Raw genomic sequence first — 15829 nt, 5'->3', positions numbered from 1 at the left:
TCGCGCATGACGCGCAGCTGACACGAGAAGGCCGGGTCCCCATGGGGCCCGGCCTTCTGCGTGCTGCGAGTCGGATCAGTCGGCGCCGTGGGCTTCTCCGTGCAACGTCACCAAGGACACCAGGCGGTCCACCTCGCGCTGGGCGTAGCGCCCGTCCGATCGCTGGATGGCCATCATGGCCGTGCGGTGCCCGTCGGAGAGCTCGAGCATGACCCACGGGTCGCCGGGGCCGTAGGTCACCGCGAGGACCTGAGGCCAGTCATAGCTGCGTACCCACAAGAGGTTGCGGACGCGGATGCCGGTCATGTCGACCGTCGCGCGGACCGTGGCCTGGCGCCAGAGGTACACGCACCCGCCCACCACGACGAGGCTCAGACCCACGATGTTGCTCGGGCTGTACCCGGCCCCGCCGGTGCCCGGGGCCAGGTAGAGGACGAGTGCGAGGCCGACGACGAGCAGGCCTATCGACGCCCACGCGACGTACCGGACGAACCGGGGCGCGAAGGGGTCGTAGAGCCCTCGGGTCGACGCCATGACACACTCCCTCGAGCCTGCCGTTGCGCCCAGCACACGACCACGTGCGCTGGGCCGATCGTCAGAGCCGGCAGGCGTGGATCGATGTCACCAGGATCGCACGAGCGCCGACTTCGTACAGGGTGTCCATCACCTGGTTGGTCTGGTCGCGGCGGACCATGGCGCGGACGGCTGCCCAGTCGCGGTCGTGCAGCGGGGAGACGGTCGGCGACTCCAGCCCGGGGGTGATCGCCACGGCGGCGTCGACCAGGTGCACGGGGACGTCGTAGTCCATGAGCACGTACTCGTGAGCGGTGAGCACGCCCTGCAGGCGGCGGGTGAGCTGGTCGAGCTTGGCCGGGATGTCGGCGCCGCGGCGACGGATGAGCACAGCCTCGGACTTGAGGATCGGCTCCCCGAAGATGTCCAGGCCGGCGGCGCGCAGCGTGGTGCCGGTCTCCACGACGTCCGCGATGACCTCGGCGACCCCGAGCTTGACCGAGCTCTCGACCGCGCCGTCGAGGCGGACGATCGACTTGGGGGTGATGCCCTGGGCGGCCAGGTAGTTCTGCACCAGGACGGCGTAGGACGTGGCGACGGAGCGTCCCTCGATCTGGGAGATCTCGGTGATCTCCCCGACGGGCGCGGCGAAGCGGAAGGTGGACCGGGCGAAGCCGAGCGGAAGGTGCTCCTCGGCGTCGGCTCCGGAGTCCAGCAGCAGGTCACGGCCGGTGATGCCGGCGTCGACCGTGCCGGCGCCGACGTACACGGCGACGTCGCGGGGGCGCAGGAAGAAGAACTCCACGTCGTTGGCCGGGTCGGCGAGCACCAGCTCGCGGCTGTCGCGGCGCTGACGGTATCCGGCCTCACGGAGCATGTCGGAGGCGGGTTCGGACAGTGACCCCTTGTTGGGGACGGCAATACGGAGCACGGGTTTCTCGCGTTCGAGTCGGAGGGAGTGGGTCAGGCTCAGAGGTACTTGTAGACGTCCTCGAGGCGCAGTCCCTTGGCAACCATGAGCACCTGCAGGTGGTAGAGGAGCTGGGAGATCTCCTCGGCGGCGGCGGCGTCGGACTGGAACTCCGCGGCCATCCACACCTCGGCGGCTTCTTCGACGATCTTCTTGCCGATGGCATGGACCCCGGCGTCGAGCTCGGCGACAGTGCCAGAACCGGCGGGGCGTTCCACGGACTTGAGGGTGAGCTCTGCAAACAGCTCTTCGAACGTCTTCACCCCTCAAGAATAGTCGCCCGTCGCCCCCACTCCCGCCCCCGTCCGCCAGCTGACCACCCCACCCCCGCTCCCGCCCCGCCACCCGCACCCCACACGCACCCCGCTGAGTGCACGAAAGTGCGCATGTCGCACCGGCGAGTCGCGTACACAATCGTGCACTCAGCGGGCTGGGAGGGTGGTTGGTGAGTGGGGTTAGAGGGAGCGGAGGGCTAGGACCGTGGCGAGGGCGGCTTCGACGGCTTCGGCGCCTTTGTCTTCTCGGGAGCCGGGGAGGCCGGCTCGGTCGAAGCCCTGCTCCTCGTGGTCGACGGTGAGCACGCCGAAGCCGACCGGCACGCCGGTGCGCACGGCGACCTCGGTCAGCCCCAGGGTCGCGGCCTGGCACACATACTCGAAGTGCGGCGTGCCGCCGCGGATGACGACGCCGAGCGCCACGACGGCGTCCGCCCCGGCCTCGGCCGCCCGCGCCGCCGCGACCGGCAGCTCGAAGGACCCGGGGACGCGGATCTCCTTGACGTGGCTGACGTGGGCCGCTGCCAGCGCCCGGCGGGCCCCGCCGAGCAGACCGTCCATGATCTCGGTGTGCCACTGTGCCGCGATCACGGTGATCCGCAGCCCGGTGCCGTCGGGGGTGATGGTGGGTGCTCCTGCTCCGCTCATCGCGGGTCCTCCTGGGTCGGGGTGGTGGGTGATGCTGGTCGGGGTGCGGTGGGTGCGGTGGGTGCGGTGGGTGCGGTAGGTGCGGTGGGCACAAGGTTCGGTGGTGCGGCGTCCGCGCTGACGGTGTGCAGCAGGTGCCCCATCGACATCTTCTTCGTCCGCAGGTAGTGGAGGTTCTCCGGGGTGTGCCCGACCTCGATCCCCACGGTCTCGGTGACCGTGATCGCGTGGGCGCTCAGCCCTAGGGCCTTGGCCGGGTTGTTGGTCAGCAGCCGGATACGGTGCAGGCCGAGCGCGGTGAGGATGGCCGCGGCCGCGCCGTACTCGCGGCGGTCGGCGGGCCAACCCAGCTCGAGGTTCGCCTCGACCGTGTCACGGCCGGCGTCCTGGAGCTGGTAGGCGGCGATCTTGGCGAGCAGCCCGATCCCGCGCCCCTCGTGCCCGCGCAGGTAGACCACGGCCCCACCGTCGCGCGCGACCGCCTCCAAGGACGCCTCGAGCTGCGGTCCGCAGTCGCAACGCAGCGAGCCGAAGGCGTCGCCGGTCAGGCACTCCGAGTGCACCCGTACGACCGGGACCGCGGTGGGCTCGGTCGGCGCGACCGGCAGCAACGCGATGTGCTCGGCGCCGGTGCGCACGTCCCGGAAACCGTGGATGCGGAAGAGTCCCTGCTCGGTGGGCAGGTCCGCGACGGCGACCGGCTGCACGCGCACCGCCTCGGGCAGCACGTCGCGGCTGACCACGGCCGGGTCGTGGACCAGGCGCCAGGCGATGAGGTCCGCGATGGTGATGAGCAGCAGACCGTCACGCCCTGCCAGGGCGGCGGCGTCGTCCATGCGCATCATCGTGCCGTCGTCGTTGACGAGCTCGGCGATGCCGCCGACCTCCCCGAGCCCGGCCAGCCGGACGAGGTCGACGGCGGCCTCGGTGTGCCCGGCGCGGTGCAGCACTCCCCCAGGCACCGCCCGCAGCGGCAGCACGTGCCCGGGGCGGATGAGGTCGACGGGCCCGGTCCCCGGGTCGGCGAGCACGGAGAGGGTCCGGGTCCGGTCCGCGGCAGAGATGCCCGTGGTGACGCCGGTCGCGGCATCCACGGTCACCGTGTAGGCGGTGCGCCGGGGATCCTGGCTGTGCGGGACCATGAGCGGCAGCGCGAGGGCGTCTGCCCGCGCCGCCGGCATCGGCGCGCACAGGTACCCCGAGGAGTGGCGGATGGTCCAGGCCACCCACTCGGCCGAGACGTTGGAGGCGGCGAAGATCACGTCGGCCTCGTTCTCGCGGTCCGGGGAGTCGGCGACGAGCACCGGACGCCCTGCGCGCAGCTCGTCGAGGGCGGCCTCGATCGTGGCCAGCGGCGCACCCGCGCCCCCGGTCATGCCCGTGCCCCGAGTAGGCGCTCGACGTACTTGGCGAGGACGTCGACCTCGATGTTGACCCGGTCGCCAGGGACCAGGTCACCCAGCACGGTGGCCTCCAGGGTGGTGGGGATGAGCGAGACACCGAAGGACGTCTGGGTCACCGCGGTGACCGTCAGCGACACGCCGGCGACGGCGATCGACCCCTTCTCCGCGACGTAGCGGGTCAGGCCAGGATCAGCGTCGAAGACGAGGTCGTCCCAGCGCGGTCCCGGTGCTCGCGAGCGGAGGGTCGCGACGCCGTCGACATGGCCCTGGACGATGTGCCCGCCCAGGCGTGCGTCGGCTCGCACCGCGCGCTCGAGGTTGACGCGGGATCCGGGCACCAGTGCGCCGAGGCAGGTGCGGTCCAGGGACTCGGGCATGACGTCGGCGGTGAAGGCCTCCCCCGGCAGCGAGGTGACGGTCAGACACACGCCGCTGACGGAGATGGAGTCGCCGAGGCGGGCGTCGGAGGTCACGAGCGGCCCGTGGACGGTGATCCTCACGTCGCCTGCCGCGTCTGGTCGTTCGAGCGCGGTGATCGTGCCGATCTCTTCGACGATTCCGGTGAACATACAGGGGTCTCCTTGTGGTGCGCGGTGCTGGGTCTGTGGCTCGGACGTCGACTGGGGCTGCGACTGCGGCGGGGGCAGGGGCGAGGCAGGCTGGTGCGTGGTCATGACAGAGCCTCGCGATGCGCGCGGGCCACGACGAGCACGTCCTCGCCGAGCTGGTGGACGGCGACGGTGGTCAGGCGCGGTGCGTCCGCAAGGGTCGCCGCACCGAGGTCGCCGATCATCCGGTGCCCGGTCCCCAGCAGCACCGGGGCGAGGTAGGCGTGCACCTCGTCGACGGCGCCGGCGCGCAGGAAGGCGGTCGCCAGCCCGGGGCCACCCTCGACGAGGACGTGGCGGATCTCGCGCGCGGCGAGCTCGGCGAGCACCTCGGCCACGTCATGGGTGCGCAGGTGCAGGTACGGCGCCCCGCTGCGCAGCCGGGCGTCCGGCGGCACCTCCCGGTGCCCGACGACGACGCGCAGGGGTTGGTCGGCGCGCCCGGCGGCGGGGCGAGCGGTGAGGCTGGGGTCGTCGGCCAGCACCGTCCCGGTGCCGACCAGGATCGCGTCCACCTGGCTGCGCACGACGTGGGCGTGCTCACGGGCCACCGAGCCGGTGATCCACTGGCTCGTGCCGTCCGCCGCGGCGACGCAGCCGTCCAGGGTGCTGGCGGTCTTGAGGGTGACGTAGGGGGTCCCCCGGCGCACGGCGGTCAACCACACCCGCAGCAGCGCCTCGCCCTCGGCGCGCCGGATGCCGGTCGTGACCTGCACGCCGCGGGACCGCAGGAGGTCCGCCCCGCCGCCAGCCGTCTCGGTCGGGTCAGGGACGCTGACCACGACGTCGGCCACGCCAGCTTCGGCGAGGGCCTGGGCGCACGGACCGGTGCGACCGGTGTGCGAGCACGGTTCGAGGGTGACCACGGCGGTGGCGCCAGTGACATCGATCCCCGCGGCGGCGGCGCGGGTCAGTGCGTCGGCCTCGGCGTGCGGTGTCCCGGCCCCGCGGTGCCAGCCCTGGGCCAGCACGCGGCGCGGCACGCCAGCAACCTCGCCGGGACGCGGCACGGCGGGAGCGACAGCCTCGCCGGGACGCGGCACGGCGGGAGCGGCAGGGTCGGTGGGCTCGGCAGAAGCCAGCAGGACGCAGCCGACCTGGGGGTTGGGACCGCGCGCCGGGCCGCGCGCGGCGAGCTCGAGAGCGCGAGCCATCGCCGCGTCGAGTGTGAGGTAGTCCATCCCCAACCTTCCGGATACGCCAAGCGCTCCGGGGTCGGTCAGGGGTCGCCAGAAGGGCGCACCACAACCACGACGGTCGTCACGACCGTCGCCACGAGACTCTTCCCATCCGGACTTTAACCGTCGGTCCTGGAGTTCCACCAGGTCAACCGCACCGAGGTGCGGGTCGCGGACTGTAACCGCCGGCTCGGAATTTCACCGACCCCAGAGCACGTGAACTTGCTGCCCACCACTATGCCAGAACAGGAGAGACTGTGGCCATGACCCTCCACTCCCCCGCACCCGCAGCACCGAGCTGGACCTCCACCGACCCGCGGGCCCTCGACGTCCACCTCGTGCGCCTGCCCGCAGCGGCCGTCGACGCGCTCGCAGCCGGGGACGTGGACACCGCGCGGTCGGCCTCAGGCCTCCCGCTGTCAGACTTTCTCGCTGCAGACACCTGCCGGCGGGTGTGGACCATCCGCAGCGACCAGCTCGCGACCACCCCGGCCGACAACGACTGGGTGACCCGTGTGGTGATGGTCGGCGGGGACGTCGTGGGCCGCGCCGGGTTCCACGGCGCACCCGACGACGCCGGGATGGTGGAGGTGGGCTACGAGATCGACCCGGCGTACCGGCGGCAGGGCTACGCCCGGGCCGCGCTGCTCATCCTGCTCGACGTCGCACGCGCCGCACCCGGTGTGCGCACCCTGCGGGCGACCGTCAGCCCCGACAACGCGGCCTCGCGCATGCTCATCCTCCAGCACGGCCTCCTCGAGACGGGCGAGCAGTGGGACGAGGAGGACGGGCTGGAGATCATCTTCGAGATCGACGTGCGCGACGAGGTGCTCGACGACCAGCTCGACGACCGGGCGCTCAGGACCGCGCTCAGGACGGCCGAGCACCCATCTCAGTGACGGTGCTGGGAGGCCAGCGCCCGCAGCGCCTCGATCTCCGCCGGGATGTCTTGCGCCCCGTACACGGCAGAGCCCGCGACGAAGACGTTCGCGCCGGCGTCGGCCGCGCGCTCGATCGTGGCGCGTGAGACGCCGCCGTCGACCTGGACCCACACGTCGAGGTCGCCGGCGTCGATCGCCGCGCGGGCCCGACGGATCTTGGGCAGGGTGCCCTCGATGAAGGACTGCCCGCCGAAGCCCGGCTCGACGGTCATGATGAGCAGCATGTCGATCTCGGAGAGCAGGTCGACGAAGGACTCGACCGGGGTCGCAGGCTTGAGCGCGAGCCCGGCTCGCGCCCCGAGGCGGCGCAGCTCACGGGCCAGACGCACCGGCGCTGCGGCGGCCTCGGCGTGGAAGGTGACCGACTGCGCGCCGGCCTCGGCGAAGCCGGGGGCCCAGCGGTCCGGGTCGGCGATCATGAGGTGCACGTCGATGGGGATCGGGGACACCTGGACGATCCGCTCCACGACCGGCAGACCGATGGTCAGGTTCGGCACGAAGTGGTTGTCCATGACGTCCACGTGCGCGTAGTCCGCGCCCGAGATGGCGTGCAGGTCGCGCTCGAGGTTGGTGAAGTCGGCGGACAGGATGGACGGGGCGATGAGGGCGCTCATGCCTCCACCGTAGAGCCCACTCGGCGCAGCAGCGTCAGGTGCATCGCGTCGGTGCCGTGCAGGTGCGGCCAGAGCTGGACGTCGAGCCTCTCGGCGAGCGGCACGTCGGTGCCGGCGATCTCGGTCACGAGGGACCGTGCGTCCAGGGTCTCCACGGAGCCCTCAGGCAGCGCCCGGAGCACGTCGGCCACGACCGTGCGGGTCTCGGCCAGGTGGGGCGAGCACGTCACGTAGGCCACGACGCCGCCCTCGCGCACCGCCACCAGCGCGGAGGTGAGCAGCTCACGCTGCAGCGCGGCGAGGACCTTGACGTCTGTGGGTGTGCGACGCCAGCGCGACTCCGGCCTGCGGCGCAGGGCGCCCAGCCCGGTGCAGGGAGCGTCGACCAGCACGCGGTCGTAGGCTCCGGGCTCCTGAGCGCCGATGTCCCGCCCGTCCCACACCTGGACCTTCTCGACCGAGTGCGCCGGGACGGCCGCGAGGGACCGCTCCACGAGGTCCGCGCGGTGGGGCTGGACCTCGTTGGCCACGATCCGCGCGCCGCGGGTCCCGGCGATGGCAGCCAGCAGCGCCGCCTTGCCGCCCGGGCCCGCGCACATGTCGAGCCACCGGGCGTCCGGTCCGTCGACGGGCGCCTGGGCGAAGGCGAGCGTGACGAGCTGGCTCCCCTCGTCCTGTACCCCCGCCTTGCCGTCGCGTACCGCAGCGATCGCACCCGGGTCTGACCCGTCCAGGACGAGTGCGGTGGGCGCGAGCCGGCCGGGGTGGGAGTCCACCTGCGCGCCGAGCTCGGCGGTGGTGATGAGACCGGGCCGTGCCACGAGAGTCACCCGGGGAGAGGCGTTGTCCGCCTCGAGCAGTGACGCCAGCTCGTCCACCGGACGACCGGAGGCGACGAGCGCGTCACGCAGTGCCCGGGTGATCCACTGCGGGTGGCTGTCCACGACCGACATCTTGGCGATCTCGTCGCTCTCGCGGGCCTCGATGAGCTCGAGCCACTCCTCCACGTCGGTGCGGGAGATCTTGCGCAGCACCGCGTTGACGAACTGCGCGCTGCCCGCTCCCACCCGCGACCGCGCCAGGCCGACCGTCTCGGAGACGGCGGCGTGGGACGGCACGCGCATCCCCAGGAGCTGGTGGGCGCCCAGGCGCAGCACGTCCAGCACCGGTGCGTCGATCTTGTCGAGGGGGCGGTCCACGCACAGCGCGATGACGGCGTCGTAGCGTCCGCGCATGCGCAGCGTCCCGTAGGTGAGCTCGGTCGCGAAGGCCGCGTCCCGGCCCGAGAGCCCACGCGACCGCAGCATGGGAGGCAGCACGAGGTTGGCGTAGGCGTCGGAGTCGGCCACCTGGCGCAGCACGTCGAAGGCGATGGTGCGGGAGTCGTCGGTGCCCTTGCGCCGTTCCCCCGGAGCCAGCTGGCCCCGGTTGCCGTCGCCGCGGCTGCGCGCGGCGCTGCGCTCGCGGCCCTGGGCGTTGCGGTGTCCTGGCTGGGTGCTGCGTGCTGCGTCGTCGTTCACTGGTGCTCCGTTCGTGGCGACTGCGGGGTGCGTCGCCGGGGTGCCGCGCCGGTGGAGCTGCGGGCGTCATCGGGGGTCATGGGCGTCGTGGTCGTGGGCGTCACCGGGGCTCGCCCGAGGCACCGAGCACGGTGCCCGGCTCCAGGCGCGCCCCACGGGCCCAGTCGCTGGCTGCCATCGCCTTCTTGCCGGCCGGTACCACCTCGCCGAGCTCGACCGCGCCCGACGCCGTCCCGACCCGGACGGCGCGCTTGGTCACCTCGACCTGGCCTGGGGCGAGCGACCCGGCGGGGGTCTGCTCGTCGTCGACGAGGGTGACCGGGCCGATGCCGAGGCGCGAGCCGTCGGGGAGGGTGGTCCATGCCCCCGGTGCGGGGGTGCAGCCACGGATCAGCCGGTCGACGATGTGGGCCGGCCGCGACCACTGGATCCGGGCGTCCTCGGGGGTGAGCTTGGCAGCCAGGCTCACGCCTTCGGCCGGTTGCGGGACGGGGTTGAGGTCGCCGTCCTCGAGCGCGTCGAGGGTTGCCACCAGCAGCCCCGCGCCCGACGTCGCAAGGCGCCCCAGCAGGTCGCCGGCGGTGTCGCGGCGGCGGATGGTCTCGGTCGCGGTGCCCAGGATCGGGCCGGTGTCCAAGCCTTCCTCGATCCGGAAGGTCGTCGCCCCGGTGATCTCGTCACCGGCGATGATCGCGCGCTGGACCGGGGCAGCTCCGCGCCAGGCGGGCAGCACGGAGAAGTGCAGGTTGATCCACCCGAGCGGGGGGACGCTGAGCACCTCGGCCGGCAGGATCTCCCCGTAGGCGACGACCGGCGCGCAGTCGATCTCGAGGGCGGTGAGCCGCTCGACGAAACCCTCGCTGCGGGGGCGGTCGGTGATCACCTCGATGCCGGCGGCCTCGGCGCGCTCGCGCACCGGGCTCGGTGCGAGGCGCCGGCCGCGACCGGCCCGGGCGTCCGCGCGGGTCAGCACCGCCACGACCTCGTGGCGGGAGGCCAGCAGGGCCTCCAGGGCAGGAACAGCTACGGCCGGGGTCCCGGCGAAGAGCAGACGCATGGACCCATTCTAGGAGAGTGCGCGGGCTGGGCCTCCCACGAGCAGTCCCGGGGTCGCTGGTACGGCCGCGAGCACGGCCTCCTACCCCACCGGGGCCCCCTCAGCCCGTGACCGCTGTCGCGTCCGTCACCTCGACGCCGAGCTCACGCAGCCGCAGGCGGAAGGCCTCCGTCGTGGTGAAGTGCACGGCGACGTAGCCGCGGTCGGCGGCAGCGGCGACGTTGCGCGGTGAGTCGTCGACAAAGACGGTACGTTCTGGGACCAGCCCGAACCGTTCGGTGGTCAGGTCGAAGATCGCCGGGTCCGGCTTGGCCATCCCCACCTCCCCCGAGACGACGATCCCCCGCAGGCGGCCGATGGCCGGCGCGGCCGGCACGGCGTGGTGGAAGAGCTCCGCGGACCAGTTGGTCAGGCCGTAGAGCGGGACACCGGCCTGGGTCAGCTCCTCGACGAGGGCCTCAGACCCCGGCACCGGGCCCGTCAGCGTGCGGGCAAAGTTCTCGACGTACAGGTCCACGAGCTCGCCGTGGCGCGGGTCGAGGTCAGCGAGGAGCGCGCGCAGCTCGGCCCACGACCGGCCGGCGTCCTGGGCGTGGTTGTGCTCGAGGAAGCTGGTCTCGGCGAAGAACGCGTCGACCTCCGCGCGGCTGAGCCCGTCGAAGGCTGCGTACGGCTCCCAGCCGACGAGCACGTTGCCCAGGTCGTAGAGGACGGCGTCGATGGTGGGGGTCACAGCATCTCCTTCGGGTCGAGCACGACCGAGATCAGGCCGGATTCGCGCTTGGCGCTGGCTTGGGCGAGGGCACTGGCCAGCACCCGGGCGAGGTCGCGTCCGCGGGCCACCGGGACGCGGATGATCGCGCGCACGGGAACCTCCAGGGCACCCGCGGTGCGCGCCGCGACACCACGTCCGCCGCCCGCTCCCCCGCTGGCCGTCCCTCCGCTGGCCGCACCTCCGCTGCGTCCTGAGGCGGCGGCAAGCAGCGTCTCGCTGCGACGTCGGGCCGGGGCACGGCCGGTCTCGGGTGCAGCTGCCCCAGGAGGCGGCTCGGGCAGGTCGACCGGTCCGAGCACGGAACCGCCCTCGGGCAGCTCGACCCGCTCGAGGAACATCGCCACGGCGAGACGGTCGCCGGTCACCGAGGCGATGCGCATCGCCGGGGGCATCTTCAGGTCGACTCGTTCGTCGAGCTCGCGCTCGGCCAGACCGGCGGGGTCCCAGCGCACGAGGGCGTTGGTCGGTGTCGGGGCTGCGTCGCCGACGAGCAGCAGACGCCCACCGGCCGTGGAGGGGCGCACGAGGGCGGCTGCGGTGATCCAGCGGTGCAGCGCCTCCTGGTCGGTGTAGAGGCCGATGTGGCTCGTGGACGAGGCTGCGTCGAGCAGGACGCCGACGGAGTAGCCGCTCGGGGCGACCGGCTCGGCCCCGGGGGTCGCGACCACGAGGGCCGGCCGGTCAGGGACCTCCGCCAGCACGCCCGCCGCGGAGCGCGCGCCGGAGACCCGCACGGTCGCACCGGGGAACGCCTTGCCGAGCTCTTCAGCCGTGCGGTCGCTGCCGACGCGGACCGAGCGCAGACCCGTGGCGAAGCACTCCTCGCAGGACCAGCCTCCGGCCAGGGCGCCGCACCAGGCGCACTGCGGGACAGCGTGGGCGCTGGTCAGTGCGAGCGGACCGTGGCAGGTGGTGCAGTGCGCGGCCGTGCGGCACCGCACGCACGCTACGACCGGGATGTACCCGGCGCGCGGCACCTGGACGAGGACCGGTCCGGTCTCCAGCCCCTGCATGATCGCCTTCCAGGCCGCCCCGGGCAGGCGCGCCGCAGCGGCGGGCCCTTCACGCGCCAGGTCCACCGAGGTGAGCGCCGCGACGCGGGGAGTGCGGCTGCGGACGGTCGCACGGTCGGCGACGAGCTCGCGGGCCCAGCCGCTGACCACCAGAGCCTGGGCGTGGATCGACCGGCTCAACGACCCGACGAGCATGGCGCACGAGGTCTGCTCCGAGCGCAGCGCGAGCACCTCACGCACGTGGGGGTAGGGCGCGCGGCGTTCCTGGTGCATGGGATCGATGTCGTCCCAGCACACGACGAGCCCGAGGTCACGCACCGGGGCGAAGGCTGCGGCGCGGGTGCCGATGACCACGCTGGCCCGCCCGCGGCGCGCGGCCAGGAAGTTGCGATAGCGCGGCGTGGGACCCAGGTCTGCCGTGAGTCGGACGAAGGTGGCCGCGGGGACGGCTCCGGTTGCAGGGTCCTGGGGCGCCGACGAGGCGGGAGCCCACTCGGCGATGCCCGCCTGCGCGAGGGCCTGCGCCACGCGGTCCACGTCACGGGTGTCGGGCAGCACGACGAGGGCGCCACGGCCGCTGAGGGTCACGGCGCGGACCGCCTCGGCCAGGGCCAGCGGCCAGCCGTTGACCGCACCGGTGCCGGGCAGCGCCGTCCACACCGCCCGGGGCGAGTCCCCTGCGGCGAGGCGGGTCAGGAAGGCCTCGCCACCGCGGAACGCCGCCCACTCGCTCACCGGGACGCTCGCAGCGGCAACAGGAGTGGCAATCGGAGCGGCGCTCAGGGCCGTGCTGGGCGCCCCACTGTGTCCAGGGTCGGCCGTCGGGGTCGCGGGAGCGCCCTCAACCGTCCCCGGCGCCGCTCCCCATGTCTCCGTCTCCACCTTGGCCAGGCGCGGCGGGACAGCGAGGCGGAGCACGTCGGTCAACGACCCGGCGTAGTAGTCGGCGACGAGCCGGGCCAGCGTGGTGACCTCGTGGGAGAGCACAGGCTCAGGTGAGACGACGCGGCGCAGGGCCACCAGGCGTCCGGTGTGCTCGGTGCGCTCGACCCGCTCGACGAGGTAGCCATCCACGTCCTGCGCCCCGAAACGGACCTTGACCCGCACGCCGGGCTGGGCGGCCTCGGACATGGACTCCGGGACCGTGTAGTCGAAGAGGCGGTCCAGGTGCGCGGGGGTCACGTCCACGCACACCCGGGCGATGGGGAGCCGGGCGGCCAGGGGCTGACCCGTCTCGGAGACCGTAGCGCGGCTGCGGGGGGCGGCGGGCGCCAGGCCGGGCAGCGCGAGCTGCTCGCCACCGCTGAGCTGCGTGCTCATCACCACCCCCGATCATCGCCGCATTGTGAGCGTCTCCCCCACGGTGGTCAGCCTCACCGCACGTGCCGCGCAGCAGGTCTCTCACCAGTGCTCAGCATGTCAGTCCCCACCGACATTCCCGTCACCGCCTGTGCGGGAGGGCGCGAGCCCGGCTCAGACCGCGGCCTGCAGCTCGGCGACGCGGTCGGTGCGCTCCCAGGTGAAGTCGTCGAGCTCACGGCCGAAGTGGCCGTAGGCGGCGGTCTGGGCGTAGATCGGGCGCAGCAGGTCCAGGTCCCGCACGATCGCGCCGGGGCGCAGGTCGAAGACCGTCCGGATGGCCCGGGTGATCGCCGTCAGCGGCACCGTCTCGGTCCCGAAGGTCTCCACGTACAGCCCGACCGGGTGAGCCTTGCCGATCGCATAGGCCACCTGCACCTCGCAGCGGCGCGCGAGGCCTGCGGCGACGACGTTCTTGGCGACCCACCGGGTCGCGTAGGCGGCCGAACGGTCCACCTTGGACGGGTCCTTGCCCGAGAACGCCCCGCCACCGTGGCGCGCCATGCCGCCGTAGGTGTCGACGATGATCTTGCGTCCGGTGAGCCCGGCGTCGCCCTTGGGACCGCCGATGACGAAGGTCCCGGTCGGGTTGACGATGAGGCGTGCCCCGTCAGAGGGCAGGTCGATCTCACCGAGCACCGGAGCGACCACGAGCTCGCGCACGGCGACGGCCAGCTCATCCTGGCGGATGTCCGGGTCGTGCTGGGTGGAGAGCACGATCGTGTCGACCGAGACCGCGCGGTCCCCGTCGTAGGCGATGGTCACCTGCGTCTTGCCGTCGGGGCGCAGCCCGGGCAGCGAGTTCTCCTTGCGGACCTGTGCCAGGCGCTCGGCGAGGCGGTGCGCGGTGTAGATGGGCAGCGGCATGAGGGTGGGGGTCTCGTCGCTGGCGTAGCCGAACATCAGACCCTGGTCGCCGGCCCCCTGGGCGTCGAGGGGGTCCAGGTCGCCCGCGTCGTCGCGCATCTCGAGGGCCTTGTCGACGCCCTGGGCGATGTCCGGTGACTGCTGGCCGATCGAGACGGACACTCCGCAGGAGTCTCCGTCAAAGCCGATCGAGGAGGACGTGTAGCCGATCTCCTTGACCACCTGCCGCACGATCTGCGGGATCTCGACGTAGGCGGAGGTGGTGACCTCGCCGGCCACGTGCACCAGGCCGGTCGTCACGAGGGTCTCGACCGCGACGCGGGAGGCCGGGTCCTGCTCGAGCAGCGCGTCGAGGATCGCGTCGGAGATCTGGTCGCACACCTTGTCCGGGTGGCCTTCGGTCACTGACTCGGACGTGAACAGGCGCAGGGCTTCAGTCATGGGGAACAGGATACGGCCCCCGACGGTCCCTCTGGGGAGACCGTCAGACCGGTGAGACGTCGCCGGCGAGCAGTCGTGCGGCCTCGTCGAGGATCGTCCGCGCCACGGCATCCTTGCTGCCGGTCAGGGACGCGACGACGTCGCCGTCGGCCGTGAGGATCGTCACGTCGTTGGCCACGTCACCGAAGCCGCGCCCGCCGCCTACGGGGTTGACCACGAGGAGGTCCGCGCCCTTGCGCCGAGCCTTCGCCCGGCCGTGCTCGAGCACGTCCCCGGTCGCGTCACCGGTCTCTGCGGCGAAGCCGACGATGACCTGTCGCGCGCCGCCGCGGCGGGCGACGACGTCGGGACGGTTGACGACCAGCCCGGCCAGGATGTCCGGGTTGACGACGAGGTTGATCGGCCAGACGACGGTGTCGCCGGTCTTCTTCACCTTGTGGGCGGTGACCGCCTCCGGACGGAAGTCCGCGATAGCGGCCGCCATGATGATCAGGTCCGCGCTCTCCACCCGGTCCTGGACGGCGTCGGCCAGCTCCTGGGTCGTCTCGACAGGGACCACGCGCACGCCGTCCGGGGCGGGCAGGTCGACGTTGGCGGCGACGAGGGTCACGTCGGCGCCGCGACGGCGGGCTTCGGCGGCGAGGGCATAGCCCTGCCGTCCGGTGCTGCGGTTGCCGATGAACCGCACCGGGTCGATGGGTTCGCGGGTGCCGCCGGCAGTGATGAGCACTCGAGCGCCGGTCAGGTCCGCGGCAGCATCAGCTGAGCCGTCTGAGCCGAGCGAGCCGTCTGCGTCGGCAGGGTGCCCTGCGTCCGCGACCAGAGCCAGCGCCGCGGCGGCGATCTGCTCCGGCTCGGGCAACCGTCCCGGGCCGGTGTCGGCGCCGGTGAGGCGTCCGGAAGCAGGGTCGAGCACGGTCACGCCGCGCTCTCGCAGCGTCGCGACGTTGGCCTCGACGGCGGGGTGCTGCCACATCTCGGTGTGCATGGCCGGGGCGACCAGGACCGGGCACCGCGCGGTGAGCAGGGTCGCGGTGAGCAGGTCGTCCGAGCGGCCGGTGGCCATCCGGGAGAGGAGGTCCGCGGTGGCCGGGGCGACGATCACGAGGTCAGCCGTCTGCCCGAGGGCGACGTGCTGGACGCCGGGCACGTCGACGAAGACAGACGTGGTCACCGGCTGGCCCGAGAGGGCCTCCCACGTGGGGGCGCCGACGAAGCGCAGGGCGGACTCGGTGGGGATCACCCGCACCGAGTGCCCGGCCTCCGTCAGCAGCCGCAGGAGCAGCACGGCCTTGTACGCGGCGATGCCTCCGCTCACGCCGAGGATCACACGCATAACCGGCTGCTCCTCGTGCGTCAGGACGCGGTGGCGTCGGTGACGGGTTCCTCGTCCGGGGTGCTGGTCAGCAGGCCGGCGTTGATCTCACGCATAGCGATCGACAGCGGCTTCTCCTGGTTACGCGTCTCGACGAGCGGGCCGACGAACTCGAGCAGGCCCTCGTGGAGCTGGGAGTAGTACGCATTGATCTGACGAGCACGCTTGGCGGAGAAGACGACCAAGGCGTACTTGGAGTCCACGCGCTCGAGCAGCTTGTCGATGGGCGGGTCGGTGATGCCCACGGGGGCGGCGACGGTTCCAGACACAGG

16 protein-coding genes and 1 riboswitch are annotated in these 15829 nt (G+C 72.8%); of the genes, 1 reads left to right on the top strand and 15 read right to left on the bottom strand.

Annotation, left to right across the window (positions count from 1 at the left end; all coding sequences use genetic code 11):
• Window positions 1-75 precede the first annotated feature (75 nt).
• From SS2_RS07450 to ribD, 7 genes are all read right to left on the bottom strand, one after another.
• The gene (locus SS2_RS07450) at window positions 76-534 is read right to left on the bottom strand and encodes a PH domain-containing protein (protein WP_066462638.1); all 459 of its coding nucleotides are present in this window, start codon (window positions 532-534) and stop codon (window positions 76-78) included.
• A 61-nt stretch (window positions 535-595) separates the two neighbouring features.
• Window positions 596-1444: an ATP phosphoribosyltransferase gene (gene hisG, locus SS2_RS07445; protein ID WP_066462635.1), complete on the bottom strand. Its 849-nt coding sequence runs from the start codon at window positions 1442-1444 to the stop codon at window positions 596-598.
• Window positions 1445-1482: 38 nt separating this feature from the next.
• Window positions 1483-1746: a phosphoribosyl-ATP diphosphatase gene (locus tag SS2_RS07440; RefSeq protein WP_066462630.1), complete on the bottom strand. Its 264-nt coding sequence runs from the start codon at window positions 1744-1746 to the stop codon at window positions 1483-1485.
• Between the two features lie 192 nt (window positions 1747-1938).
• Window positions 1939-2406 (bottom strand): 6,7-dimethyl-8-ribityllumazine synthase, encoded by a 468-nt coding sequence (ribH, locus tag SS2_RS07435; RefSeq protein ID WP_066462629.1) that lies wholly within the window; start codon window positions 2404-2406, stop codon window positions 1939-1941.
• Window positions 2403-3782 (bottom strand): GTP cyclohydrolase II, encoded by a 1380-nt coding sequence (gene ribA / locus SS2_RS07430; RefSeq protein ID WP_083941930.1) that lies wholly within the window; start codon window positions 3780-3782, stop codon window positions 2403-2405. Before ribA ends, ribH begins: the two co-directional genes overlap by 4 nt.
• On the bottom strand, window positions 3779-4378 hold the full coding sequence (locus tag SS2_RS07425; protein WP_066462628.1) for a riboflavin synthase: 600 nt from the start codon (window positions 4376-4378) through the stop codon (window positions 3779-3781). Before SS2_RS07425 ends, ribA begins: the two co-directional genes overlap by 4 nt.
• A gap of 101 nt (window positions 4379-4479) precedes the next feature.
• Window positions 4480-5598: a bifunctional diaminohydroxyphosphoribosylaminopyrimidine deaminase/5-amino-6-(5-phosphoribosylamino)uracil reductase RibD gene (gene ribD / locus SS2_RS07420; RefSeq protein ID WP_066462627.1), complete on the bottom strand. Its 1119-nt coding sequence runs from the start codon at window positions 5596-5598 to the stop codon at window positions 4480-4482.
• A gap of 92 nt (window positions 5599-5690) precedes the next feature.
• Window positions 5691-5814, bottom strand: a riboswitch (FMN riboswitch).
• A 44-nt stretch (window positions 5815-5858) separates the two neighbouring features.
• Here ribD and SS2_RS07415 point away from each other — a divergent pair.
• On the top strand, window positions 5859-6494 hold the full coding sequence (locus SS2_RS07415; protein WP_083941955.1) for a GNAT family N-acetyltransferase: 636 nt from the start codon (window positions 5859-5861) through the stop codon (window positions 6492-6494).
• Here SS2_RS07415 and rpe read toward each other — a convergent pair.
• From rpe to rpoZ, 8 genes are all read right to left on the bottom strand, one after another.
• The gene (gene rpe / locus SS2_RS07410; protein WP_066462626.1) at window positions 6488-7150 is read right to left on the bottom strand and encodes a ribulose-phosphate 3-epimerase; all 663 of its coding nucleotides are present in this window, start codon (window positions 7148-7150) and stop codon (window positions 6488-6490) included. The genes SS2_RS07415 and rpe overlap by 7 nt on opposite strands.
• Complete coding sequence (locus SS2_RS07405) at window positions 7147-8670, bottom strand: RsmB/NOP family class I SAM-dependent RNA methyltransferase (protein ID WP_066462624.1); 1524 nt, start codon at window positions 8668-8670, stop codon at window positions 7147-7149. The genes rpe and SS2_RS07405 overlap by 4 nt, the downstream gene beginning before the upstream one ends.
• 100 nt (window positions 8671-8770) lie before the next feature.
• Window positions 8771-9727 carry a methionyl-tRNA formyltransferase gene (gene fmt / locus SS2_RS07400; protein ID WP_066462621.1) on the bottom strand — a complete coding sequence of 319 codons (957 nt, stop codon included), beginning with the start codon at window positions 9725-9727 and terminating at the stop codon, window positions 8771-8773.
• A 100-nt stretch (window positions 9728-9827) separates the two neighbouring features.
• Window positions 9828-10460, bottom strand: coding sequence for an HAD family hydrolase (locus tag SS2_RS07395; RefSeq protein ID WP_066462619.1), 633 nt, complete (start codon window positions 10458-10460; stop codon window positions 9828-9830).
• Window positions 10457-12835, bottom strand: coding sequence for a primosomal protein N' family DNA-binding protein (locus SS2_RS07390; protein WP_066462771.1), 2379 nt, complete (start codon window positions 12833-12835; stop codon window positions 10457-10459). The genes SS2_RS07395 and SS2_RS07390 overlap by 4 nt, the downstream gene beginning before the upstream one ends.
• A 153-nt stretch (window positions 12836-12988) precedes the next feature.
• Window positions 12989-14182: a methionine adenosyltransferase gene (metK, locus tag SS2_RS07385; protein WP_066462617.1), complete on the bottom strand. Its 1194-nt coding sequence runs from the start codon at window positions 14180-14182 to the stop codon at window positions 12989-12991.
• Between the two features lie 43 nt (window positions 14183-14225).
• On the bottom strand, window positions 14226-15542 hold the full coding sequence (coaBC, locus tag SS2_RS07380; protein WP_500799065.1) for a bifunctional phosphopantothenoylcysteine decarboxylase/phosphopantothenate--cysteine ligase CoaBC: 1317 nt from the start codon (window positions 15540-15542) through the stop codon (window positions 14226-14228).
• Window positions 15539-15826 carry a DNA-directed RNA polymerase subunit omega gene (gene rpoZ, locus SS2_RS07375; RefSeq protein ID WP_066462613.1) on the bottom strand — a complete coding sequence of 96 codons (288 nt, stop codon included), beginning with the start codon at window positions 15824-15826 and terminating at the stop codon, window positions 15539-15541. Before rpoZ ends, coaBC begins: the two co-directional genes overlap by 4 nt.
• Between the last annotated feature and the right edge of the window lie 3 nt (window positions 15827-15829).

The sequence above is a fragment of the Sanguibacter suarezii NBRC 16159 genome (assembly GCF_001552735.1).
Taxonomy (GTDB): Bacteria; Actinomycetota; Actinomycetes; order Actinomycetales; family Cellulomonadaceae; genus Sanguibacter; species Sanguibacter suarezii.
Note: the sequence above shows the minus strand (reverse complement) of the source record. Positions and strands in the feature narration are given on the sequence as shown.